This window comes from Enterococcus sp. DIV0086 (assembly GCF_050498705.1).
GTDB classification, from domain to species: domain Bacteria; phylum Bacillota; class Bacilli; order Lactobacillales; family Enterococcaceae; genus Enterococcus; species Enterococcus faecalis.
The window spans coordinates 112,526-135,777 of sequence record NZ_JBNIDN010000002.1; the positions used below are offsets into that span (position 1 = coordinate 112,526).

Annotated in this window: 23 protein-coding genes and 5 pseudogenes; 7 read left to right on the top strand and 21 right to left on the bottom strand. The window is 34.4% G+C overall.

The window, feature by feature from the left end:
* Nucleotides 1–83: 83 nt before the first annotated feature.
* From IGI63_RS14505 to IGI63_RS14575, 15 genes and pseudogenes are all read right to left on the bottom strand, one after another.
* Nucleotides 84–335 (bottom strand): glycoside hydrolase domain-containing protein, encoded by a 252-nt coding sequence (locus IGI63_RS14505; protein WP_429976078.1) that lies wholly within the window; start codon nucleotides 333–335, stop codon nucleotides 84–86.
* Between the two features lie 379 nt (nucleotides 336–714).
* Nucleotides 715–1,017: a hypothetical protein gene (locus tag IGI63_RS14510; protein WP_429976079.1), complete on the bottom strand. Its 303-nt coding sequence runs from the start codon at nucleotides 1,015–1,017 to the stop codon at nucleotides 715–717.
* 822 nt (nucleotides 1,018–1,839) lie between these two features.
* Nucleotides 1,840–2,231 (bottom strand): annotated as a pseudogene (locus IGI63_RS14515) (ISL3 family transposase); the annotation flags it as partial.
* 346 nt (nucleotides 2,232–2,577) lie between these two features.
* Nucleotides 2,578–2,715, bottom strand: coding sequence for a hypothetical protein (locus IGI63_RS14520; RefSeq protein ID WP_429976080.1), 138 nt, complete (start codon nucleotides 2,713–2,715; stop codon nucleotides 2,578–2,580).
* A gap of 541 nt (nucleotides 2,716–3,256) precedes the next feature.
* Nucleotides 3,257–3,493, bottom strand: a pseudogene (locus IGI63_RS14525) (transposase); the annotation flags it as partial.
* A 996-nt stretch (nucleotides 3,494–4,489) separates the two neighbouring features.
* A complete protein-coding gene (locus IGI63_RS14530; protein ID WP_429976081.1) occupies nucleotides 4,490–7,147 on the bottom strand; it encodes a bacterial Ig-like domain-containing protein in 2,658 nt (885 codons plus the stop codon).
* An 838-nt stretch (nucleotides 7,148–7,985) separates the two neighbouring features.
* Nucleotides 7,986–8,999 carry a DUF916 and DUF3324 domain-containing protein gene (locus IGI63_RS14535; RefSeq protein ID WP_429976082.1) on the bottom strand — a complete coding sequence of 338 codons (1,014 nt, stop codon included), beginning with the start codon at nucleotides 8,997–8,999 and terminating at the stop codon, nucleotides 7,986–7,988.
* Nucleotides 9,000–9,068: 69 nt separating this feature from the next.
* Nucleotides 9,069–9,599, bottom strand: a complete 531-nt coding sequence (locus tag IGI63_RS14540; RefSeq protein WP_429976083.1) for a hypothetical protein — start codon at nucleotides 9,597–9,599, stop codon at nucleotides 9,069–9,071.
* Nucleotides 9,596–9,949, bottom strand: a complete 354-nt coding sequence (locus tag IGI63_RS14545; protein WP_429976084.1) for a hypothetical protein — start codon at nucleotides 9,947–9,949, stop codon at nucleotides 9,596–9,598. The genes IGI63_RS14540 and IGI63_RS14545 overlap by 4 nt, the downstream gene beginning before the upstream one ends.
* Nucleotides 9,950–9,986: 37 nt before the next feature.
* Entirely contained in the window at nucleotides 9,987–10,307 is a 321-nt protein-coding gene (locus IGI63_RS14550; protein ID WP_429976085.1) for a hypothetical protein, read from the bottom strand.
* A gap of 105 nt (nucleotides 10,308–10,412) precedes the next feature.
* Nucleotides 10,413–10,727 (bottom strand): hypothetical protein, encoded by a 315-nt coding sequence (locus IGI63_RS14555; RefSeq protein ID WP_429976086.1) that lies wholly within the window; start codon nucleotides 10,725–10,727, stop codon nucleotides 10,413–10,415.
* Nucleotides 10,728–11,216: 489 nt separating this feature from the next.
* Complete coding sequence (locus IGI63_RS14560) at nucleotides 11,217–11,741, bottom strand: site-specific integrase (protein ID WP_429976087.1); 525 nt, start codon at nucleotides 11,739–11,741, stop codon at nucleotides 11,217–11,219.
* 434 nt (nucleotides 11,742–12,175) lie between these two features.
* Nucleotides 12,176–12,346: a hypothetical protein gene (locus IGI63_RS14565; RefSeq protein ID WP_429976088.1), complete on the bottom strand. Its 171-nt coding sequence runs from the start codon at nucleotides 12,344–12,346 to the stop codon at nucleotides 12,176–12,178.
* 535 nt (nucleotides 12,347–12,881) lie between these two features.
* On the bottom strand, nucleotides 12,882–13,184 hold the full coding sequence (locus IGI63_RS14570; protein ID WP_429976301.1) for a hypothetical protein: 303 nt from the start codon (nucleotides 13,182–13,184) through the stop codon (nucleotides 12,882–12,884).
* The gene (locus IGI63_RS14575; protein ID WP_429976089.1) at nucleotides 13,154–13,552 is read right to left on the bottom strand and encodes a hypothetical protein; all 399 of its coding nucleotides are present in this window, start codon (nucleotides 13,550–13,552) and stop codon (nucleotides 13,154–13,156) included. Before IGI63_RS14575 ends, IGI63_RS14570 begins: the two co-directional genes overlap by 31 nt.
* Before the next feature lie 94 nt (nucleotides 13,553–13,646).
* Here IGI63_RS14575 and IGI63_RS14580 point away from each other — a divergent pair, with 94 nt between their 5' ends.
* Together IGI63_RS14580 and IGI63_RS14585 are read left to right on the top strand one after the other, a co-directional pair.
* The gene (locus tag IGI63_RS14580) at nucleotides 13,647–14,012 is read left to right on the top strand and encodes a VOC family protein (RefSeq protein WP_429976090.1); all 366 of its coding nucleotides are present in this window, start codon (nucleotides 13,647–13,649) and stop codon (nucleotides 14,010–14,012) included.
* A 131-nt stretch (nucleotides 14,013–14,143) separates the two neighbouring features.
* Complete coding sequence (locus tag IGI63_RS14585) at nucleotides 14,144–14,758, top strand: hypothetical protein (RefSeq protein ID WP_429976091.1); 615 nt, start codon at nucleotides 14,144–14,146, stop codon at nucleotides 14,756–14,758.
* A gap of 275 nt (nucleotides 14,759–15,033) precedes the next feature.
* Here the strand turns inward: IGI63_RS14585 and IGI63_RS14590 are convergent.
* Nucleotides 15,034–15,731, bottom strand: a pseudogene (locus IGI63_RS14590) (IS6 family transposase).
* A 393-nt stretch (nucleotides 15,732–16,124) separates the two neighbouring features.
* Between IGI63_RS14590 and IGI63_RS14595 the strand changes: the two are divergent.
* The 5 genes and pseudogenes from IGI63_RS14595 (at nucleotide 16,125) to IGI63_RS14615 (ending at nucleotide 19,543) form a co-directional block, all read left to right on the top strand.
* Nucleotides 16,125–17,442, top strand: a pseudogene (locus tag IGI63_RS14595) (Y-family DNA polymerase).
* Nucleotides 17,443–17,445: 3 nt separating this feature from the next.
* Complete coding sequence (locus tag IGI63_RS14600) at nucleotides 17,446–17,922, top strand: hypothetical protein (RefSeq protein ID WP_429976092.1); 477 nt, start codon at nucleotides 17,446–17,448, stop codon at nucleotides 17,920–17,922.
* A complete protein-coding gene (locus tag IGI63_RS14605) occupies nucleotides 17,900–18,136 on the top strand; it encodes an excinuclease ABC subunit C (protein WP_429976302.1) in 237 nt (78 codons plus the stop codon). The genes IGI63_RS14600 and IGI63_RS14605 overlap by 23 nt, the downstream gene beginning before the upstream one ends.
* Before the next feature lie 297 nt (nucleotides 18,137–18,433).
* Nucleotides 18,434–19,231, top strand: a complete 798-nt coding sequence (locus IGI63_RS14610) for a hypothetical protein (protein WP_429976093.1) — start codon at nucleotides 18,434–18,436, stop codon at nucleotides 19,229–19,231.
* Nucleotides 19,232–19,261: 30 nt separating this feature from the next.
* On the top strand, nucleotides 19,262–19,543 hold the full coding sequence (locus IGI63_RS14615) for a hypothetical protein (protein WP_429976094.1): 282 nt from the start codon (nucleotides 19,262–19,264) through the stop codon (nucleotides 19,541–19,543).
* Nucleotides 19,544–20,144: 601 nt separating this feature from the next.
* Here the strand turns inward: IGI63_RS14615 and IGI63_RS14620 are convergent.
* The 5 genes and pseudogenes from IGI63_RS14620 to IGI63_RS14640 form a co-directional block, all read right to left on the bottom strand.
* Entirely contained in the window at nucleotides 20,145–20,408 is a 264-nt protein-coding gene (locus IGI63_RS14620; RefSeq protein WP_429976095.1) for a hypothetical protein, read from the bottom strand.
* 90 nt (nucleotides 20,409–20,498) lie between these two features.
* Nucleotides 20,499–20,825: a type II toxin-antitoxin system PemK/MazF family toxin gene (locus IGI63_RS14625; RefSeq protein ID WP_429976096.1), complete on the bottom strand. Its 327-nt coding sequence runs from the start codon at nucleotides 20,823–20,825 to the stop codon at nucleotides 20,499–20,501.
* Nucleotides 20,826–21,059 carry an AbrB/MazE/SpoVT family DNA-binding domain-containing protein gene (locus IGI63_RS14630; protein ID WP_429976097.1) on the bottom strand — a complete coding sequence of 78 codons (234 nt, stop codon included), beginning with the start codon at nucleotides 21,057–21,059 and terminating at the stop codon, nucleotides 20,826–20,828.
* Nucleotides 21,060–21,614: 555 nt separating this feature from the next.
* Entirely contained in the window at nucleotides 21,615–21,770 is a 156-nt protein-coding gene (locus IGI63_RS14635; RefSeq protein ID WP_429976098.1) for a hypothetical protein, read from the bottom strand.
* Between the two features lie 386 nt (nucleotides 21,771–22,156).
* Nucleotides 22,157–22,645 (bottom strand): annotated as a pseudogene (locus IGI63_RS14640) (transposase); the annotation flags it as partial.
* Between the last annotated feature and the right edge of the window lie 607 nt (nucleotides 22,646–23,252).

The following is a 23,252-nucleotide window of genomic DNA, read 5'->3' on the forward strand; positions in this document are numbered from 1 at the left end:
AGTTCTGTTCACTGAAGTTTTTAACTGCAATAGTTAATTGATTACTACTGTTTAAAATAATCTCACTTTTTTCAATACTTAGACTAATAATTTAAAAAAAATGTGTCCGTCACCGGGAACAATCCGAGAATAGTACAAGCAACCAGCAAAGTTAACCCACCGCTATCATTATTGCTGCATAATCCGCCTTTGGCATTTGAAAATATACAGTTCATCCATAAACGAAAAATCTGATCGGATTTAATATCCTGCCTAGCAAAAGTATAACATAGTGGGCTTTCCATATCAGTTTCATTGTTAAAACCTTCAAAACGATTTAACAATTCTTCAGTCAATGCTTCTTCATTCGCGTACGGTTGTTTAACTGGTTTGGCATCATATCAAAAAAAGTGATCGAGATTATTGCGTAGTAGAATTTAGTTCACTGTTCACTACTCTTTGCCCCATTTGCGGTAAAATTATAAAGCTGTAGTTCCAATGTATACCTTAACAAAAGCTTCCTGTATTTTTTAAAAGACCCGTTTCCAGATCTAAAATATTTATCCATTGATCAGCCGCAGCAAAACAAAACCGAGCGATATCTTCTCGACCTAAGTCTCCTGCAAGCTACTTAGTTGCGTACATGCTAAGTAACTGTCAAATCCAAAGTATGCGCAAGATACGGCGCTGTTATTCCCTCAGATTGAAAATCTAAATTTTGATGACTATTTCTATTTAGGTTTGACAACATGAAGTCGGGCGCTTGGTAGTAGTTGTTCCCCTCAATTTCTCTGCAATTGCATCCCAAATACTGTAACAGACAAGCGACCATGCTTGTATCGCTGACAAGTCATTTTTCTTCTTTAACAGCAAATCATTTGGAAAATGTTTAAAATCTGGGTATAGCTGGCCAGAAAACTCTTGATAATTTTTTGAAACTGCTCTTGATAAAGGATGAAAATCAGTGGTAATATCACAAGGCTTTAGCAATGCACGATAAAAATGAGAATAAAATTTTCGTTTTTTTTTGACCAGCATAAATCTTAACTGCCGACAGATAACTTTCCCAAATTCTTACCGCATATAATTTTTGTTCAATAAATTTTTTATTTCAGTATTTAGTTAAGAAAACTTACTATTGAAATTAGTATAGGAATGTATTCTTTAATAGTCAGTTTGTTATCTTCGAACCTTCTTCTTGTTCTATTGACTAGCTCACCTTTAAATTTTAAATCTTTTTTATGGATTTTTTATTATTTTTGATTAATATATCGGTTCTGTTGCAAATTTTTATTATAAAGAAATCTTTCCAATTTAATTTTTTTAGTTAGAATTTCCAGTTTAAATTAAAATACGACAAGTAGACGTCTGATTTATTTTAGCATCTAGGAAAATATGGAGTTTTACAAACAGCCATCTCGCGATGGATCAAGCTCTATTCTGAAGTTGAAATGGAATCAGGAGAACTACTTACTGCTAAGCAAGTAAGAGAACCTCAAAAACAAAAAGCTGCTTTAGAAGAGAAGAACCTTATCTAAAAAAAACAATTGCCATATTCACGCCACACTTCACAAACGACTGAGAGCTATTTCCTTACTTCAATCAGAACACACTATTTTTAAGTTATGTCTTGTGCTAAAAGTCAATCGTAGTTAATTTTATAATATAACAACAGAAAACTTTCCGCTCGCTTTCCTGAAAATATAGAATTAAAACGGTTGATTCTTCAGATTTGCACAGAAACAAACTATCGATTAGGTGCTGCTAAAATAAAAATTTTTACAACGTGAACACGGTGTTTCAATCAGTATTAGCCGAGTGTACCGTTTAATGAAATCAATGAACTTACCAAAAATGGCGAGCGATTCCTGTCATGGAAGTATTCTCTTTCAACCGTGTAGTAATGGCCGATTTGGCAGATTGACTAGTGAAACAATGCTTTTCTGCAATACTTGTATCCTCAAAAAAGTCTGTTGACATGCATCGCATTCAAACCGTTGTTTTTTCAATTCCAGATACGTTTTGAATTCTGCGACTTCATTCAGTAACAAACGAACGGTAGTCATTCCCCAGCGAATAATAGTGGAATGACTTTCACAATGTTCACTGAAATCTGGTGAGGAAATTAATTTTCCCGTATAAACTTCACAAATTTGTCCGTTTATTTTTTCTTTCCGCAAACAATTTTCTTCAAGAGTAACATTTAAGTCTAGAATCTTTAGGGTTTCTTTGAAAAGCTCAGTATAGGACATCTTGATTCCTCCTTAAAATGCATTCAGCGACTTTAATTCTACAGGATTCAGAGGTGTCTTTTTTTGTGAATCACAAATGATGTTGGTAAAAATACCAACATCAGAAAGTATAGAGCCTATTTATACAATTATGGTAGTCATGCCCACCGTCTCTGGTGGGTTTTTGTTTTATTTTATGGTTGTGGTATATTTTTTTGAAAAGGGAGCGTTCAGTCAATGTTTATTCCGCGTTTATTACTTCTAATTTTAGCTGTATTAATTTTCTTTATTGCTGTTTTTGTATGTATCATTTTTATTCATGATAACTTTAATAAAAGAAAAAGACCATAGCGTTAGCTAAGGTCTTTTAGTGTGAAAAAAAATAAAACATTGCTGCTATGATACACATAGCTATTGTAATAAATAAAAATATACATCCACAGCCATCATCTAATCGTTCTCTTGGTCCTGTTCCTCCTAGAATAAACCATAATAAGTTTCTCATTATATCTCCCTTCCAAAAAACTTTACTTCTATATTTTTCTAACAATTTTTAAATTTATGGACCATACAGGACTCGAACTGCAGTAAAACAAGAACCATCCTTGGATGATGATCTTTGCAGTAAATTAATGTACATATAGATTAGTTGGTAAATGAATTAGAAAGTGAAATTTCGTCTTTTTTTGGAAGTTAACAAAAATACTTTACAGTAATCTTATAAAGTATTACTGTAATATTATCTCCCTACCACAACGACAAAAAATATTACTTGGGGAAGTAGTGTGCATCAGTGGTAGGGAGTTATTATACAGATAAATGCCATATATAGAAAAGTTATTAAATTATAGTTTTTATAATTATATAACAATTGTTGCTTAATTTCAACAAGTAATATAAAAAATTACATACAACAAAACCGTCCTTGGATCAGGGCGGCTCAGAGAGAAAATGTAGGGTATTAAGTCGGGTTCATTATACTGCTACTTTTATTTTAAAGCAAGCTTTTTTTAATTATCAGAATAAATCAGAAGCACCGTTGCTTGCCTTAAACTATCAATCTCTTCTTTTAAGCGTTTATTTTCTTTTACTAATTCATGTTCTCTAAATGAAAGAACATTTCTGTCGCTAGGATCCGCTTGACGGATCCATTTACTAATTGTCGAGACATTCACATTGTATTCTTTCGACAGAGAATTGATAGACCGTCCGGTTTGATTCAAAGAGACCATCGATTCTTTAAATTCTTTTGAATGCCGTATCGCTAGATTTTTGGTTTGGATAATAAAAAAACCTATACTAAATTATAGCGAACATCTTGTCCGTATTTCTAGTATAGGAGCCAAAATAATTGATAGGCTTCTTTTTTTCGAGCATTTTCTGAATTAGTTTGTTTTTTTCAATTTCTAGTAATTTTGCCATGACTTTTTCCGGCCCTTCATTTTAATGATTTGTCTAATCCTAAGATCAGTTTTACCGAATATGTTTCTACTGGACGTAAATTTGCTTGTGCTAGTGCACTATTTGATATTTTATGCTCTATATTTTATGTAGCTACTTTGTTTCTATTAAAAATGTAATTTTTTTTAAATAAATAAATCGTTAAAAATTCTAACAATCCTTTTCATATTATTGAGTTTTGAAGAGATAAAATAGATGTTACCTCACTCAGATTGAGCCAGTATACTAAAAGTTGACACGGAAATAGCCCCCTTACCCAAAGTACTAGTTAAATTTAGAGCTAGAAAACAAAAGGAATTTTGCCTAGAATTAACTCAAAACATCGCGAAATGAGTGATGTTTTATTGATACATTTTTTAAATATAATCAGCGAATTGGGTCGAAAAAACTCTTTGGTTATTTAACCAACCAAGGCGTCGCCGTTTCTCTTGGTTTTATTAAATCTGTTATAAAAGCGCATGGTCTTGTTTCTAGAATAGTCAAAACATATAAGAAGAAAAACAAACCGAATAAAGTCTTTAATAATGAGCTAAACAGACAATTTTAAGTATCCGGAGAACTCTAGGAACAACCTCGAATTGTTTGTGATATTACAGAATGGAACAAATATATATTTATGCGCTGTCCTAGAATTAGCGACACGTGGATTAATTAGCCATAAAGTGTCTTTAGATTACGGGTCATAATTCGGTATAGGAGAGAATTACTCATAAAATTAAAAAATGAACAGAAAGAAAATAGTTCTTTCTGTTCACCAATCATTCTAGTATTTCTCTTCATCAGCACCATTTGGCAAAGAGCCAGAATAGTCCTTTTCTTTATGGTGTTGCTTCTAAATTCCACACTAATTGAGCTTTATACTTATCAGCAGGGGTAGCTTTTGAAATATTTAATGTTGGAAATAATTGTAACTTAGTTAGCACTTTTTTGTTTTTAATTAATTGACTATTAACTTTAGCCACTAATTGTTGATCATCATTAACCAAAATATTTTGCTCAGTTGTTACATAATCGACTGATTTCGGATTTAGTGTGAGATCAAGCCCTGCATCTTTCCACACCTGTGTTTTCTGATCATTAAAATTATAGGCTACTTCAAGCTTCCAGCCAGTTGTTCGATTAGGGTCCCCCGTATCTTCAATGTTCATCTCACAATTTTTTAATGTCTGTGTTTGATCTTGGCCATTAAATTTTACGTTTTCAAAAGGCATTAGTTGTTCAGGCAAGTGATAAAAGTCTAGGCGATTAGAGTAATAGTAGGTCCAACCAACGGTAATACTTTTTTTAAAGCCTACTTTTTGAGAAATATCATACGTAATACTGTATACTCCTGCTAACTCACTATTTACCTTACTAGGAGTATAGCTAACCTTTATGTCACTAAAAGGAATTGTTTTACCATCATTGCCTTTAGCACTATCAAAAAGCCGTTCTGGCTCAAAGTCAGTGCCCACAGGAAAACTACCATCATGTGCAGCGATATGTGCAGAAGAAGGGATAACCTCTAATGAAGTCTTTGCACTCATTCCCAAGTATTCATAATCAATTTCGTATTTACCAGTGACATTAGTGTTAACATCATCTACAGGCGTTTTTTTATCTCCATCCATTTTATTTATCACTACTTTTACATCCTTAAATTCTCCTTTTTTACCCTCAGAATTCAGTAGTGTAACAACTTCACTTTCCGAATTCCACTGTGTATATTGATAAGCAATGTCTTCAGACTTAACTTTAATCTGAGCTTGATCAATATACACAGCCAGACTTTTTTCGTTAGAGTAATTTTTATCTTTATCATCAGCATCAAGAACCCTAAACGTCAATGTGTACTCACCTGATTTTGGTAAAGTATCTGCTGAACATTCAAAACTAACATTTCCATCTTTTACAGGCAAACTTCTTAAATCTTGCTCTCCGATTTTATGAAAATCAGTTTGGGAAGGACCTGAAACTTTTTCTTCAATCTGAACTTTTCTAGTTGTCGGAGCCTTAACTGTTAGTTCTACTGGTATTTTTTGTTGCGGATGAAATATTGTTTGACCTTTGACAAAAGCTGCATTTTCTATACTTGGCACTTGATATGGTTCTGTAGTGACTCGCATATATGTTTTATCTGTGGGCTCTGAAGAATCCGTTCCTGGCGGGTTGACTAACGGCAGCCCACAACCATCTTTGCCACTAAATAAATAGGTTGTTAACCCGTTTTGTTGTTGTGAAGAGACATTCACATTGGCCTTAGGATCAACTGTGTGAGTATGAAAATTAACTACGCGAGCAAACCGTTGAGCAACATACCCATCTGTCCAATTAAGCGGATTGTCTTGTCTTTGGTTCATCGTAAACTTTGGTGATAAAAAATCCCCTGGTAACATCGTTTTGCTTTCAGGTATTTCAGGATATTTAGAGGCATCTTGGGTATTGTAATTGGATAACGGGGTATCTTTATCGCCGCTGTCCCACGGCGAGATATAAGAAGACCAAGTAGCCACTTTCCCTGTAATTCCAGTAACAATTTGATGACTCAAGTTATTTGGATCTTGATTTGCTGCTGCCGCTAAACTTGTCGCACGTAACCACATTTCAGAATCAGGAAGTGTAGAATAATTAATAGTGTTTGTCGTATCTGATTCGTACCAACTATTTTTTTCATATGTTCTTCCAAAAAAATCAGCTGACAAAGAAAACTGGTTACTTTCACTTCCATTTGTTAGAACATTTGATACCGGTAATCTATATTTTGTTAAATTTTTATCAGACGTATAATCATTCAAATCTCCATTCATCATTAAACTAGTCACATCCAAATCGAAATGAAGTTCAAATTTTATAGCGGAAGTATCTGGTTCACTTTTCCAAATATCATAAATTTTTCCAGTAGATAAATCGATAGAATCTCCCCGTTCACAAAACATCACTTGGTGATTTGTGTCAATCCCATTATAGTCTTGTTTAGTATCCTCCCAGCCCTCTGTCGAAGAGTATCTTTTAAAAGTTCGCATTCCTGTTGTAGAAGTTATTGGAATTCGTGTATTTTTTTCCCCACTAATTGAATAAAAATTTCCTGGGTTGTCAATATAAGCTTTATCATAAGCTGCTTTGAAATTTTCTGCACTTATATTTTCTGGTAAGTGAAACATCAATGCATATTGCATTCCGGAAGTACTGAAACTTGGTACAGTTAGTGAAACTGTATTGGAGGTATTCACTGTTCCATAAATTTTTACGTGTATTTTCCCCCCAAATGTGCCATCTGGCCCATATCCTTCATCATGACTCATTTCCATTCCATAAGGCAAATCAGTTCTCAAGTCAATAGCTAGCCCACCAGCTTGCGATGTAGCATGACATTTTTGTACGTGAAACACTAAAAAACAAGAAATCAATAACAAGAAAAGACAAGACTGAAAGAAATAATTGACGCTTTTTCTCATTTTAGGTTGTTTCTTTCTAGGAATTTCGCTGAAATTTTCCATTATTTTATCACCCTATCTTTTTAAAAAGTTAAATACGTATTTAACTTTTTATTTTTTCTAGTTTATTAACATTAAATTTTTCTCTTCTATACGCAATTATTCTATAACCTTTTAAAGTAAACTTTACGTCAAACTGATTTCATGATTCAAAATTTCATATACATAAGATATAATTGAAGCTAAACTTAATTCCCTATAAATTTTTGATATCTAATTCCCATTTTTTCATTAGACTTAGATTTCAAAATCAGCAAATTTCAAAACACAAGAAAAAAATGAAAGACTTAGTCCATTTTTGATTGTCTCGTTAGGTAGTTTTTAATAAATTTTCAATTCTATTCCAAAGGAAAAAGTTTAAAAGGATTATTTCTCTTAACCTTTCTTTGTAGAAATCAGAGACTGCTTCAATGCCTTAATTGTGTCACCTGCAGTGTTTATTGACTGAAAGCTATCCCCATAGAGAAGCTTCTCTTTCACCTGTTAGTGATCCTATTCTAAAATATTATTGAGGAATCTAGACTTTCAATGAGGCACTTTTTTATCCAGATAAACATTTTTTTAGCTCTTTTATGGCTTTCAAAGAGAGGCGTATTTATTGATTTTAATAGAGCAAGGCTGTCCGTGATCTTGATAAAGTTTTTTTGTAAAGACTGTATCTCGATGCTTTTGTAACCACATATCGGGTGTTTATCCATTAGAGTCAATAGGCTTCAATAATAATTCGATAACAGTATTATTCCCCTTTTGAGTGTTTGTTCATAATCATGTCCTCCATTTGCTAGTTTTCAAGCTAATTATAGTGTAAAATAGATGTTAAAAAAACTTTGCAACACAACCATCATTTCCTCTTCTTCTTTCCTAAATAGTAGAACAGCCCACATAAGATTAAAATCAGTAGAACAATTCCTCCGTAGAGCGCCCACCTTTCCCATGGAGATTTGGTATGATCAACGGACGTTTGGTTATACTTTTTCGCCTCACTTGCCTTAATTGTAAAGTCTTTTGAGAACTTCCACTCTTCATTCGCATTTTTTAATAAAATCGTGTAGGTATAGTCTCCTGCTTTAAAGTCTTGCTCCAATGCTAAAGGTAAGGTAAATGAACTATTAGGTGCAATACTGAGGTCTTTCTGCTTCTTCTGTGCTAGTGGTTTTGATTGGCCTTTTTTGGTCACTGTAAAGGTTCCTTCCAATTGTGTGAGCAACTTTGGTTCTGGATTGCGTAAGGCCATCGACACTTGATTGTGTAAATTATTTTGACCAATCGTCACGTCACCACCAATCACTTTTGTTGGTACGGGGTCGTCTGTTTGATCCACACGGATTGCTAGGGTATGCATAAAGACATTTTGAATACCTTCGCCTTGTTTCTTCTCTTGGATTGGACGCACCACCACCCCACCTAACAAAATTCCTGTTAAAGCGCGATCAGGCATCGTCAATCGGAAGCGAACTGTCTGTGATTGATTGGCAGGAATCGTGACTTTCGGTTGGTCAATCGTAATCAGGTCCTTAATCGCAAGTGTCATCGATGGATCTTTTGGAAAATCTGTCTTGGTGTAATCTACAATCCCATTTTGATTGGTTGTAGCAGTAGTTATCATAACTTGAAAGGTTTGCGGTTGTTTGGCTTGATTAGTAATGGTTAATTGAAAGGTATCCGTTTGTTTAGGTTGTATTCTCATATCATAAAAATTGGTTGTTTCTTTCTTTTGTGTTGCACCAAAGCTAGGTGAGATACTGTAGTTATTTGCTTGTTCCACAGAGGAATTGTCTTGTGCATGACCTACTGTCGGCTGGAGCATTCCTAAACATAGTAAGATAGAGAAAAAGTTGATAACTTTTAATTTCATGATGTTCTCCCTTTAATAAAAAGAACCATTCTCGCTAGAGAATAGCTCTCTCTCGTTTTAGTTATTTTTCTATGCTGGTGCTCCTTCCACCGCATTCCATACAATCGTTCCGGTATAGCTTTTTGCGGGTGTCTTTGCAGGTACTTTAATCGTTGGACTTAGTGTAAGTGTCGTATCTGGATTACTCGGATCTGCCGCATCCAACTTGTAAAATGTCATCGCATCTTCCCCAATATCTATTGGGGTTGCGGTCCCCTTTTGCTCAGTTGTAGGAGCAACATGTAACGTCAGTCCTTCACCAAGAGCTTTATTTTTTTCATAGTTTGCTTGCAAGTACCAGCCTGTTGCTTTTCCACGATAATCATGGATATTTAGTGCAGGGGTTTTGGGGTCTGTGGGTTGTGACGTTTGTTCTTGACCATTCAATGTGATTGCTTCAAAATCAATTTTTCCTAACGCATCGATGTTTAGTCCACCACCATTAACTGTGATATTCGCTTCTGTTTTGTTGCTCTCTGCTGCATGGACTGGCACTTGGATGAATAACGCACTCCCCATTAATCCTCCTAGTAGTACTGTACCAAAAATCATTTTTCTCATAATCCATTCCTTCTTTCCGTTTTATTTTTATCATAGTGAAAAAGTAATAGAGTGATTAAGCATAACAGTGTTCCTAACGGAACCATCCACCATGAAGACTGCTCTTCATTGGTTTGTGGGTACTTTGAATACCCCATACCTTTATTTGAATCTGGATTTCCGCGAATACTTGTATCAGAAATATCAATTGGGATTAGTTGGTTTGCATTTGGAACCACCGGCGGGGCTTCCTTGATTTTAATAGCGACTTCTGTCTGTGATGGTGCTGCAAAAACTTCTTTTTGATCAAAGTACCCTCCGAAAATCCCAAGTCCTATGATGAGGGAAAAACCATAAATTAAATGTTTCACATGCAGACTCCTTTCTTTTAACTCAAATAGCATTAGACTATTTAGGCCCTTGCTGGATGGTCCAAACAATGGTTGTCGAATAATTTTTTGCGGTCAACGACTGAGGAACGGTTAGTTCTGGTGAAAGGTTAAGATCGACAATCGTCCCTCCTTGTTTTTTACTTTCATCAAATTGAGTGATTATTGGCGTGGCATCCGGACTCACCTGTACTTCAGCTGTTTGGATATAGGGTTGTGTTGTACTAGATTTTACTTTCAACGAGAAGCCTGCTTTTTGCCACTCATCGTTGGGGGTATCGTAAGAGACCAGTAATTGCGTACCCGTGTCGTTCTTAGGCAGTGCATCGGTTAAAGACAAACTCGCTTTTTCAGTAGGCGTTACAGTCTGTTTTTTGCCGGAAATTTGTACTTTTGGGAAAGAAAAGTTTTCTGAAACTAAGTCTATAGAAATTCCTGTAGGCTGTCAAACATACGTATCCGCGTCTGTTTCTCCGTTATACTTCATCATTAATTCACTACTAGTCCAAAGGTTCTTTCCTAATGGTTTTTTCTGATCACCCGAACCAAGATTACGCCATTTTCCAACTATTTTATCGTTATTAGGTGGCTTAGGAAGCTCCGTATTACTAGCTGCAAATCTAAACCCTTTTCCTAGTTTGAGTAGCTGAATATTCGTTGTGTTAGAGAACATATGCTCCATATTCGTGACTTTGCTGGTTTCTTCCGTTGACGAAACAGGTTCATCCTTTAAATCAGTAGACGTTTCTGTCCTCGTCACCCCTTCTTGTGGTGGACTTTCATTTGTAGTAGGTTGCGAACCGACCCTGGGTAATGCCTTGTTTTATCCATAACGGCAGAATAACTTTGCGGAGTCGTTTCCATTTTTGCTGCTACCACTGTACAAACTGGTTGAACCCAACCTAACGTTATAACTCCCAATAATAAAAGACTTCGTTTCTCCATAAAGACACCCCTTTAAATTAAAGATTTCACATATTAGAGTCTAACTAAATGCTGTTCTACGTTCCCGCCTCTTTTTTCTTGTAAGAATATAAAACAAGAAGTTATTCTTAATACTTGATAAATTAGCTTTTTACTGATATGACGGGATATACTGACGGCTATTCTTAATTATTTGTTTGTCTTTATATAACAAAAAGAACTTCTTCAGAAGTTCTTTACTCATTATTTATGAAAAAAGAAATCTCTTTTTTGCAATCGCTTTCCTTTTTAAAAATAAAAAAATCCCTGTCAATTACTTCCTTTTTTATTTTTGAAAAGGGTTTCTAAAAACTGCCCGCTCCATACAACGAATTGCAAAAATTCTTTGTTCTAGTAAAGAATCTGAGTAAATATCCAGTGTCATTTGTGTCGAAGAATGACCTAGAAGCGCACTAACAGAAGAAATATCTGCACCATTTTCTAAACATCGTGTTGCAAATGTATGACGAAGCTGATGGAAATGAATATTTACTAAGCCTGCTTTTTTACAGATTCGCTGAAAGTGATAGGATAATAAACGCGGTTCATAAGGCTTATTGTTAACAGAAAAAACGTACGTTGACTGTTTATTTTTTGCATGTTCCTTTAATAATAGAATCAATTTTCTTGATAATGGTACTACTCTTTGAGCAGCCTGACTTTTAGCAGGAGCCTCAGTTAAAATGGTCTTATTTTCATTAGGGAGCGGTAAACGCTGATAAGTATTTTCAACAATTAAAAGTTGACGATCAAATTGTATATTATTCCATTTCAACGCGGAAATCTCTCCAATTCTAAGCCCCGTATGCATAGCAACTATGACTGCTAAAGAACTAGGGGTTGCAATGGTTTCAATAGTATTCTCTAACCTTTTTGCTCATGTAAAGATAATGCATGCACCTTTTTTTCTCTTTACTTTGGGTAAGACAACATTTGAACAAGGATTTTTTTCAATTAATTCCTTTTTATACGCAACTCTTAATGTCTCACTTAAAAGTGTTATCATTATTTTAATACTTGCTGGGGAGAGAGATTGCTTTTTCCAATTGACTGACTAATTGCTGTACTTTTGTAGCTGAAATTTCGTGTAAAGGTAGGTCCCCTAAAGAAGGTAATAAATACTTTTTAGTTTATAACTGTAGCTAGAAAAAGTAGAGTCTTTGACTATTCCTTGAATGTTCAGTAGCCATTCTCTACACCATACTTTATAAGACAATGAGCCAACCCCTTTTATAATGGTTCATCCTAGCGACCTTTTTCCGCAAAAGGAATTAAACGATTTCTCACTTCACTTAATGTTCTACCGTAAATGTACCCATAATGCAATCGTCCATTGGGACGTCGACCAATTGGATAACGGCCCTCCCAGCGACCATCTTTTTCGTTTATAAATATTTTTTCTCCAGTTCGTGGCATAAAATAACTTCATCCTTTCTACTTGTTGACGGCTTAATTTTGACGGGTAAAAAGAAACTAAAAGACTATTAGATATCTTAATTTTAACTTTTTTGAGCTATCTCTATTAAGTATACTCGAGAGATTTACGAATAAATAGTAATAGTAATAGTTGTTCTTGTGTTTATATTCTAATAGTATTATAATGTTAATGTGAAATATTGTAGTAGATTTTAAATAATTAATATATTCCCTTGTTTAAAATGATTCTAAATGTATAAAAACTTCTTGTTTTATATTCTTACAAGAAAAAAGACAGAAAATAATTCGGTTCTGTTGCAAGTTTTAAACTTATTTATAAAATCTTATATTTTTAACAAAATAAAAAAACAAATGATTATCTACCAGCATTTCTGTTTTTAAATTATTGTTTTTATAATAGGTTTTTTAAAATTTTTGGTACTTACAACTGATCCATTATTATGCCATAAAAACCTTGTATTGTTGCTGATACAAGGCTTTTTCATTGGTAAAATTTATAACATAACCATAATTACTAACGTTTATGACCACCTAAAAGATCACTGCGATCTTTCCCTGTTGCTCCTTCTTTTAGACTGTTTGCTTTCATTAATCCTGCAAACCCGTATAGTTGCTGAATCTTGTCTATAATATGATCTAATTCCAGAGATTTTACTTGTTTATTTACATCCTCAAAGAGGTTTAATTGAACGGATTCTTCTTTTTGGAGTTGTCCAAAACTAATTCCAACTTGACGAACCGCATGCTCCTTATAATGAGTACGGAAAAGAGCTAAAACTTCATATGTTAGTTCTTCTGCTCGATTGGTTGGCGTAATCTTGCGTTATCTTGAAAACCCTTTGTAGTTTCATATTTGAAATAACGAATTGAAATATGCACTAATCCAGTCAGTTTTTCATGGCTACGCAACCGTTTGGATAATTTTTCTGTCATTTCTCGTAAGACGATTTCTACCTGACTTTGTTCAAGATAATCTTTTGGTAGAATCTGTGAGTTTCCATAACTAGTGGATTTGGGTTTCACACGCTCGGATAACTGTGAATAGTTCACCCCATGACAAAAGAATATATGTGGAAATCTGATAAGAAAAGAAGAACTAAAAAAAGAGAGAAAACGGTCGACACTAGAGTTAATTCGTTGTATCATAAATCTGAAAGAAAACCCTATGAACTGCCCATTATGCATTCTAGTAATGTAGGTACGAAAGTACGAATTAAACACATTTTATCAGTTAATTCTGAACCCAAATTAATTTAGTAAAGAATAACGAGGTGTTTTGATGATAGATCATTTCAGTATAAAAGTGTCCGATTTAAAAAAAAGCAAAGATTTTTATAAACAAACGTTGTATCCATTAGGATACAAGATATGCTTTGATACAGACTATGTAATAAGTTTTGTTAGTCCAGAAGGTGCAGACCCCGCAGGAGACTTTTGGATTAGCCAAGGTGAACCTAGTGGCAATCATTTTGCATTTACTTCTAATACAAAAGAATCTGTCGATTTATTTTATGAATCAGGTTTAAAAGCAGGGGGTATCACTAACGGTTCGCCGGGCTTTAGACCTCAGTATCATGAAAATTACTATGCAGCTTTTTTATTAGACCCTGACGGTTATAATATAGAAGCCGTATGTCACAACTGATTACAAAAGCACACAGAGGGTTTCAAACAAAAATTTTACATTATATATTTAAATGTAAGCGTTTGCATTTTTGCTTATCTTATGATATAATAGTCTTGATACAAAATGTTTATAGAAAGCTGGTAGATAAAATGAAATTAAAGTTATCAAGAAAGTCCAAGTTTTTCTGTTTAGCAATGTCTTTTTTTGTAGTCCTTGGTTTGTTTGTTAGTGTAGGTGTAAATGTTCATGCAAGTGAAGTCTCTTCTGATAATTCCTTTAGTTATGACATCGATAAACTTGATAAGTATGTTACATTTGACAATGTTTCTTTAAAATACTCTATATCTGATAATGCTAAGAGTGAATTGTCAAAGTCTGAACTAACATTTTTGCAAAATAAAATATCAGAAACTAATAGTGTGACATCAAATATCGTGATCGATCCTGCTAAAGAAACTTTAACTACAGGAGATAAAACTATAACAATCAGTCAAAATGTAGAATCTAACAATGGTATTAGTCTAGGATTCTCCGAAGGTAAAAATGATGCTAAAGTATATTGGTGGGGAGTTCGAATCTGGTTAAGTAAAACAACTGTTAACCTTATTGGAGCAGGTGTTACTATTGGCGGGATATGGGTTCCAGAGCCTGTAGTATCCAAGGTACTTGCTACTGTAGGTGTAGTTATTGGTTTGTGTCCTGGAGGAATAGTATTTAATTCTACACCTCCTATTGCTAACTTTTGGGGATTTGAATTTCAATGAGCTTAATTAACTTAAAAATAACTCAAACGATATCAGCGATAATTTTTATATTCAGTGTACTTTTTAATATAACTTGGCTAAGTTATATTATGGGCGTTTTGCTTATAATAACAATTTGGATACCAACAAATAAAAAGGCTCCCTGAGTGATCTATTTGCTTTTCGTAATTGACCATTCCAATAAATACCTAAATCCTTGAGGATTTAGGTATTATTTTTGGCTATGTTACAAACTTTTAAAATAAGGTAATCTACTCCAGCTTTTACTGTTTAACTTAAGCTGCTTTGAATAAATTCTTAATTTCTTCCCACGGGGAAAATCCGAAGAGGTCAATTTCTCTTAGACTTTCTTTGTATAATTCTGAAACAACCTCAATCCCTTTAATCGTTGCTGCAGCTTATAGGTAGATTGGAAACTATTACCATAGGGTAGTGTTTTCCTTTCACCTGTCGGTGATCCTTTTCTAGGATATCATTGAGATATTTAGACTTCCAGTGATTCACCTGTGGATCCAGAATTCCCTTTCCTTTCAGCTCTTTAATAGCTTTTAATGAAGGGGCATACTTATCTATCTGTCACAATCGAACGTGGCTGCCCATAATCCTGGATCAATCGCTTAATAAAGGCTTTTGTGGAGACCGTATCTCGATGTTTACGCAACCATATATCTAAGGTGTCTCCGTTTGAATCAATGGCGCTATACAAGTAACTGTCTTTGCCTTTTACTTACGTTTCGTCAATCCGTCAAGATTTAGATAGGCTTCTTTTTTTATTTCGCTTCTTCCATGAATGATAGAGGGCTTTTCCATATTGGTTGTTCCAGCGATAAATCGTGGTATGGTCCATACCAATACTGAATTTACGCATAATTTTGGCACAATCATGATCAATCAAAGAAAAATGATAGTATAAGCCGATGGCTTTGATAATAATGCGATAATCGTATTGTTTCCCTTTAAAATAATTTTTCATGAGTATGTCCTCCTATAGCTAAATTCAATTGAAATTATACCGTAAAATCGAGTTCAAAAAAATTTTGCAACAGAACCAGACTTTTTACATTGGTTATTGATTAGGAAATTGAATACCTTTGGAAAAGTAGTTATCGCGATTATATTATGACTTTTGTTGTTAAAATACGCATTCAATCTAGTATTCATGGTGAACTTTCTAAAAGTAATAGTATTAATTACAATTATTTACTGGCTGGTTGATATCTACTTGCGAGTTAAAAAGAAACTAAAAAAATAATGACTGTAGATTTTGAGCTACTTTAAATTCAAAATAATTCGGAAAACTGAAATTTCGTTGTTGCAAAACAGAACGTTAGTTCGCATAATGTAACTCGAAAGGACGGTTTTTTGCATGAAATTTGATTATTCCAAAGAACCCCGAAGAGATATTCTATGTATTGACATTAAATCATTTTATGCGAGTGTGGAATGTGTTGAACGAGGCTTAGATCCCCTCAAAACAATGCTTATAGTGATGAGTGGTGCTGATAATGCAGGTGGACTTGTGCTTGCTGCTTCGCCAATGGCAAAAAAAGTCCTGGGAATTTCTAATGTGACTCGTAAAGATGAAGTGCCTGATCACCCAGACTTGCTTATTGTTCCACCAAGAATGAACTTATATATGAAGAGAAATAGTGAAATTAATAATCTGCTCAAACGGTTTGTGGCAGATGAAGACCATTCTGTTTTTAGTGTGGATGAAAGCTTCATTGATATAACTGCTTCTCTAAAGTGTTTTAATTGTGATACTGCTTATCGATTGGCCAAAATTATTCAACGTGTTATTTATAACCATATGGGTTTATACGTCACGATTGGCATTGGAGATAACCCATTGTAAGCCAAGCTGGCACTAGATAACGAAGCAAAAAATACACCAGGTTTTGTAGCAGAATGGCGATATGAAGACGTAGAAGAAAAAGTTTGGGCTATCTCCCCTATCACGGAATTTTGCGGGATTGGCAAGCGTATGGCAGCTCGTTTAAAGATGTCAGGAATTGAGTCGATTTATGATTTAGCACATGCAGATCCGTACATTTTAAAACAACGTTTTGGTGTCATGGGTTTACAGCTGTACGCTCATTCTTGGGGTATTGATCGAAGTTTTTTAGGAGAAAAAAGACAAGTTTCCAAAGAAAAGTCTTTTGGAAATAGTCAGGTATTACCTAGAGATTACGCAAGAAGAGATCAAATTGAATTAGTGCTGAAGGAACTTTCAGACCAAGTAGCAACCAGATTGAGGAATGCAAACTGTCAAACTGAGTGTGTTTCAATTTTTGTTGGTTATTCTAAAGGACAAGTTGATGGGACTGGGCAGGTCTGGTTGGCGAAAACAGCTTAAAATCGCTCGTAGCAACAACACAAAAGTGTTAACCGAGCATGTTTTAAAGCTTTTTCGAGAAAACTTTATTACAGGAATTGACATTCGGAATTTAGGTGTATCTTTTGGTAAACTTGTTTGGGATACTACACTTCAAATAGATCTCTTCTCCCCTCCTGAAGAACAAATAATAAACAATCAGTTAGACTTTCTAATTGATAAAATCCGTCAGAAATTTGGTTTTAAAGCATTGATTCATGCGTCCTCACTTCTGGAAGGGGCAACAGCCGTGAATCGTTCTGGCTTAGTTGGCGGTCATGCAGGTGGCAACGTCGGTCTTGGAGGTTAACAAATGAAGAAAACTAAAAAGGAATTTACACCTTATAACGATTATGCAGACCGCCCTTTTGATTTGAAGTGGCCAACGGCGTTTCCGTTGGGCGAATTAACAGAAGCAATAAAGAGTACAGATGAATATCACGCTCGAAATATTGAAAGACTTCCACAGCAATCTCAAGTACAAATAGAATATTTTTTAGATCGCTCTATTAAGCAAAATAAAGTACTAGAGATACAGCTGAACTCATTAGATGAATATGAACGAGTGAAGCCACACGTTTTCGGAGTTTTTCGTGGCATGGCTGAATTTGATGTTGTTTTAATTGGAGATTTTCAAATTGATTTTTACGACATACGCCATATTAAAATTCATAACTTTTTGAAATGGTCCGCAGTAGAAACATTAGAAGATCCTTTTATAGATGTAGAATTTTCAGAATTAACCGTAGAAGAAAGTAAAACAATTGATGATTTCATTAACGACTATTAAAGCGATGGAGATTTTTATGAAAACATATGATTACCAAGGTAAACTAATCAAAGAAGACAATAAAACAACTAGTATAGCATATGTTCAGTGTACGTGTGGGTGCCTTGCAAGCAGAGTGTCGAGTGATTCAGATAAGTACAAATGCTCATTATGTAAAAAATATACATGTTTCAAAAGAAATCACATGAAAAAAATCAGAATAAATATTAGATAAAACTTCTGTATACCCTTTTAAGTACTTTATAAACAATAAAACACGGTTATGTTGTATACATGTATACGATATAACCGTGTTTTAAAATGTAGCATTTATGGTGTAATTTTTAGATAGTAATTGTGGTTCTATTGCAAAGTTTTCTAACAACGCTTAGTTTTTTACTCACACATCAGTATAGCTGTTTAACAATTAACACATTTATCTTTATTTTTGTTTGTTATTAAACCGCTTTCATGATAAACTTTTAGTAGTTGTGTAATGATTCACAACTAATCTTATTCTAAGGAGAATTAAATGAAAAAATTACTGTTTTTATTAGCCAGTCTCTTATTCTTATTTTCTAGCGTATTAGGTATGGGTTATACCGCTTCTGCCACTGAAGTAGATGATATGCTTAACAGTCTTTCTCTTACTGGTGATGAACTCGATGCTTTTGAAAAATCTGAACAAATCCAATTTAGAAGTATGTCCCCTGCTTTTGATGATTTTAAACTTAGACAAGAATATGATGCTCTCAAAGCCTCTGGTGCTCTTGGTGAAGATGTCACCTACGACATGTATGTTTCCTTGGCTACTACTCCGCCTCCTACCGATCCTGTGGCTCCTGAGTTTCGCAATAGACAGAAACGTGGTATCTCTGATTTAGCTCCTGGGGATATCTTAGTGACTAATGGAACATCACTTGACGGAGCTTTTGGTCACGCAGGAATATACGCAGGTAATGGGTTTATTATGAGTATCCAAGGTATCGGTTATAAACCCGCTAAAATGCACATCATGCAATGGATGTATTATTATAATAAACCTGGCTCTTGGACCAAAGTTTATCGTCCAGCACCTCGTTATAATGGTAGTTCTGCCGCTGAATGGTCTATTAATCACTATGATGGAAAAGACTATAGTTACATGATTACAACCAATATTTTTAGTGAAAATCCTACCTATTGCTCTAAAATCGTTTGGCAATCTTACTGGTATGCTTCTGGTGCCGTTCAAGTCGGTGGCATGTATCAACCGGTTATAGCTCAACCTTACGATTTACCTGATTATTTTGATGTTAAACCTACTCATACTCAGACCTGGAAAGGGTAAGTTTCCAAATAACTGAAAGGCGTGAACTTCATGAACTTTTTTAAGTTTCTCTTTGGGACTATTTGGACTATTCTTTTATTCATCTTGATTTTTTGTATGTTACGAATAATGACAAGCGCAAGTAAAAATGACTTTAATGGAAATGGCACGCTTATTTATACTTGGGCGGCCATTATTTATATTGTTATTACCTGTGGTTTAGGCTTTTTTCTCTCTAAAAAATGGTTTTTCTTCGTATTAGCGTTTATCATCCTTACCATTTTAGCTCCTTTCGTAGCGATTTTTATGCTCAATCATTTTGACCTTAAGTAAGATTTACCTACAATTGAAGTAAAAACCTATTTTCTTACGCTAGGGTCTGTAAAGAATTTTGTGTAAGTTACAATTTCAGCTAAAGGAAAACAGCTGAAACCCTGTTATTTCAAGTTTATAATTGAGTAGCTTTATAGTAGCCTAATTATTTTGATGTACGTCCGGCACATACCCAGATTTGGAAAGGATAGCTATAATTGAAAATTTTTTACTTCTTATATGTAAAATATCTATGCGCTTTTATTTGGACTATATATACACTTGGCTTAGTTTTGTGTATGTTAAAGATTGTAGTGAACCTAGCAACTCTACACCCCTTTGAAAAATATGAAATTCTACTTTATGGCCTACTCACCGCTGTATACGTCCTAACAACTATTTTTTTAGGTGTATATTATTCAAAAAAATGGCTTTACTTTCTGGTTGCCTTCGTTTTACTAACTATTGCTTCCCCTTTTATACTATTATTTATATTAAACCATTTTAATCTAAAATAAAAAATAAGGGTTCTGTTGCAAAGTTTTGGCGTTAAAATTTTGGATACTCCTTTCAGTTTTTCTTCCGCCGTGTCTGTAGTAATGTCGTAAAAACTTTTAGAAAATTATTCACCTATTGATTTCAAATTAACGTATTCTTGGTGTGAATAAGAATGTTTTGGAATAGGGATTTTCTTAGTAGAAGCACCCTCTTTATCTTCTTTAAACGCTTTTAATTCTTGTTCTAAATCATTCGTTTTCTTAACATAATTTTGAATGGATTTAGTTTGTTGAGGAAGGATTACATTTTTAGCATATACAAATGTTCCACCTATCACTAATGCTAAACCACAAGTACCAATTATTAAAAGTTGGGTGATAAATTTCATAATCTTCTCCTTTACATTTTTGGTATAAAAAAAGTAACCTAAGTAGTTATCTTAGGTTACTTATCTATTTTAGATTTTTTACTGTTTTATCTAAATGAACATACCAATTACTTCAATGACATTGACCCAAGTCAACAGATCACACTGTTCAATTTTTTCTACATTCCTGTTCATGAAATCAACTGAACGCAGTTGATGGGTAACTATATCTCCTGCTATTTTTTGAGGGTCTTTTATTGCGACATATGTCGCAAAGCTTCGTCTTGTAGAAGTAATTGGGCAAACTATACAAAAAACCGTGCGCTTGTTAAATTCATCTTTACTCACAACTAGAGCGGGCCTTCGTTTTTTGATTTCTTTACCCTTTAAAGGATCAAAATCTATCCAAATAATATCCCTTTGCTTTGGGTAATCCATCTAGTATTCTTCCCCTTTTAACTTCATTGTATCCCATTCTCTATCTTCTACAGTCACAGAATCTCTAAAGTCTTTCCAATCTGCATCATTTTTAAATATATCTTCTCTTTTAGGTTTTAGAATATACGTATCATCAATTTTAAAAATTGTATACGCATCTCCAACTTCTGGAGAAATCCCTTTAGGGAAAATTGCTCCTACAGAATTGCCTATTTTACGTACTACTGTTTCCATAACTATCATCTCCTATCCGTATGTTAAACTAAGTTAAACACTCCCTTAAGCACTCGTCAAATATTACTTATTTTTACGAACAATACTACGTATTTTTGTTATGTCAAATATTTGATTTTACTTTGGATTTGGATCAGAGTCAATAGATGAGACACTTTTTGTGAGAGATTTTTTATGCAGCTAAAACGGATTGCTCAAATTGACTTGGAGATAAATACGCCAACGCACTATGAATTCATCGATTATTATAAAAACCTTGCACATAGCTAAAAATTGAAACTTTCGTGATAGAAATGAAAAACACGTTGATCCAGTAATTCCTGTTCCTGCATTCTTTTTGTTTGGGTGGGGTTGAGATTTTCCTATAATAGGTTGCTCGTGATATGGCAAGAAGCTGGCACATTTTTATAACACTATGATTGCCTTTTTCGCTTTCTTAACGAATCAATTCAATGAGTTCTATTTATTTCCAGTAGGCCGAGTGCTTTTTTAAGATGGTGATTTCCTCATCTTTTTCTTTGAGCAGTTTTCTGAGTTCTTTTGCTTCATCCAGTGTTAGTCCACTGGCCTAGTTTTGGTGGAACCGTGGACCCATTTCAAAATCGTTGAATAACCGACTTCGTATTCTAAAGATAATTGACGGGCATTTTTACCCTGGTTGTATAAATCTAAAATAGTTTGTTTAAATTCTTTCGTATAACGTGTGGACACGGTTGGACACCTTCCTTTGAGATTAGTTTACCTTCTCTCCAAAACTGTCTAAACTTCTATTCTACATCCAACTGGTTCTTTTTCGAGACATACTTTGAAAGATATTATTGTCCTTTAATTGTTTGTATATAGGCATTCATTTGATAAGCCCAGCCTTGATCAGAGTGGAATGTGCGACGATAAGGGCAATCGTTTGTTGGCTCTTATGTCAAGACTTCGGACAAAAAAAGACGTATACTTTTCAAAATAATTTTCAATCCTACTCTTTCTAGCAAAAATGGTTAGGTAAAGCAGACCAATCTAACTTTAATCATTCATTTTTTGGATAAAAGACAACTCAAATAACCATTTTTAGTTAAATTTTTAAAAACGGTGGGAACTTTTATTTATAAATGCTCAAGTAACCATGTAATACGTTCATTGTTATACCAGTGGATACAGCTATCAATCCCTATAATGACTTCTTCAATCGATTGAAAAGACTGAAAATTTACATATTCTCTCTTTAAAAGCGAATGGAAACTTTCGATTCGGACATTGTCTCCAGGGCATCCCTTACGGGAATAGGAATATTTAAGCTCACAATGATTGAGCGTTTGTTCAAACAAATTACTTGTATATTGGCTCCCCATATCACTCTGAATGATTTCCGTTCCTAATAATTTTAGAATGGTCGGTTGAATCACACTCTCCGCTAGCTCTTTTGTCATGTTGTGCCCTATTTTGTGTGCTTCAACCCGACGGGTTTCAGGGTTAGAGAAACTAGCTAAGTAAACCCGTTTCTTTTTCACGGGAATGTAAGTCATATCTGTTAATAAAACACTGGATTTATCGGTTGATTTTTTTATTAAGTTCGGACGTTGAGCGATTTCGGTATAGGACAAATATCGAATCCTTATTTCGCGATTATAGCTGAACTTTCGCTTTTTCCGAAATCCCTTATCCTTTGAACAATGTATATTTCTCACGAAATACCTACCCCTAGGAAGTTCATAGGACTTACTCTGTTTTGACTACAAAATAATTGTGTGTATTTAGGTTCTACCCGTAGATCGGAGATTCTGTCCACTTTCTAACAAGGAGGAGGTTGCCTTGTATCCCTTGTCTCATGCCATTTTGGCCGGAGTGTATCACTCACTTTTCACCCCTTCACATCACGGCCCAGCAGTAGTTCACTTATGTTAACCATGTCCACTTTTCCTAGCAATGTTACCAGTTGTGAGTGCTGTTCTACCACATTGTCCTGATAGCTATCACACCTAAAAATTACTTTTCACGCATGTACCGGTAGGAATATTACAAGTGAAAGTAATAGCTCCTTATGAGCAATTCTGTAGACGACTTTTCAGGTTGCAAACTCCCTTACGGGACAGTTGCCAAAAGCAAGTATACCATACGCTTTTTCTTTTTATATCTGATTTTACTACGCCAAGGTAGGGTATCCCTTGTTCTACATTCTGTCTTCTTTTTAAACTTTACAAC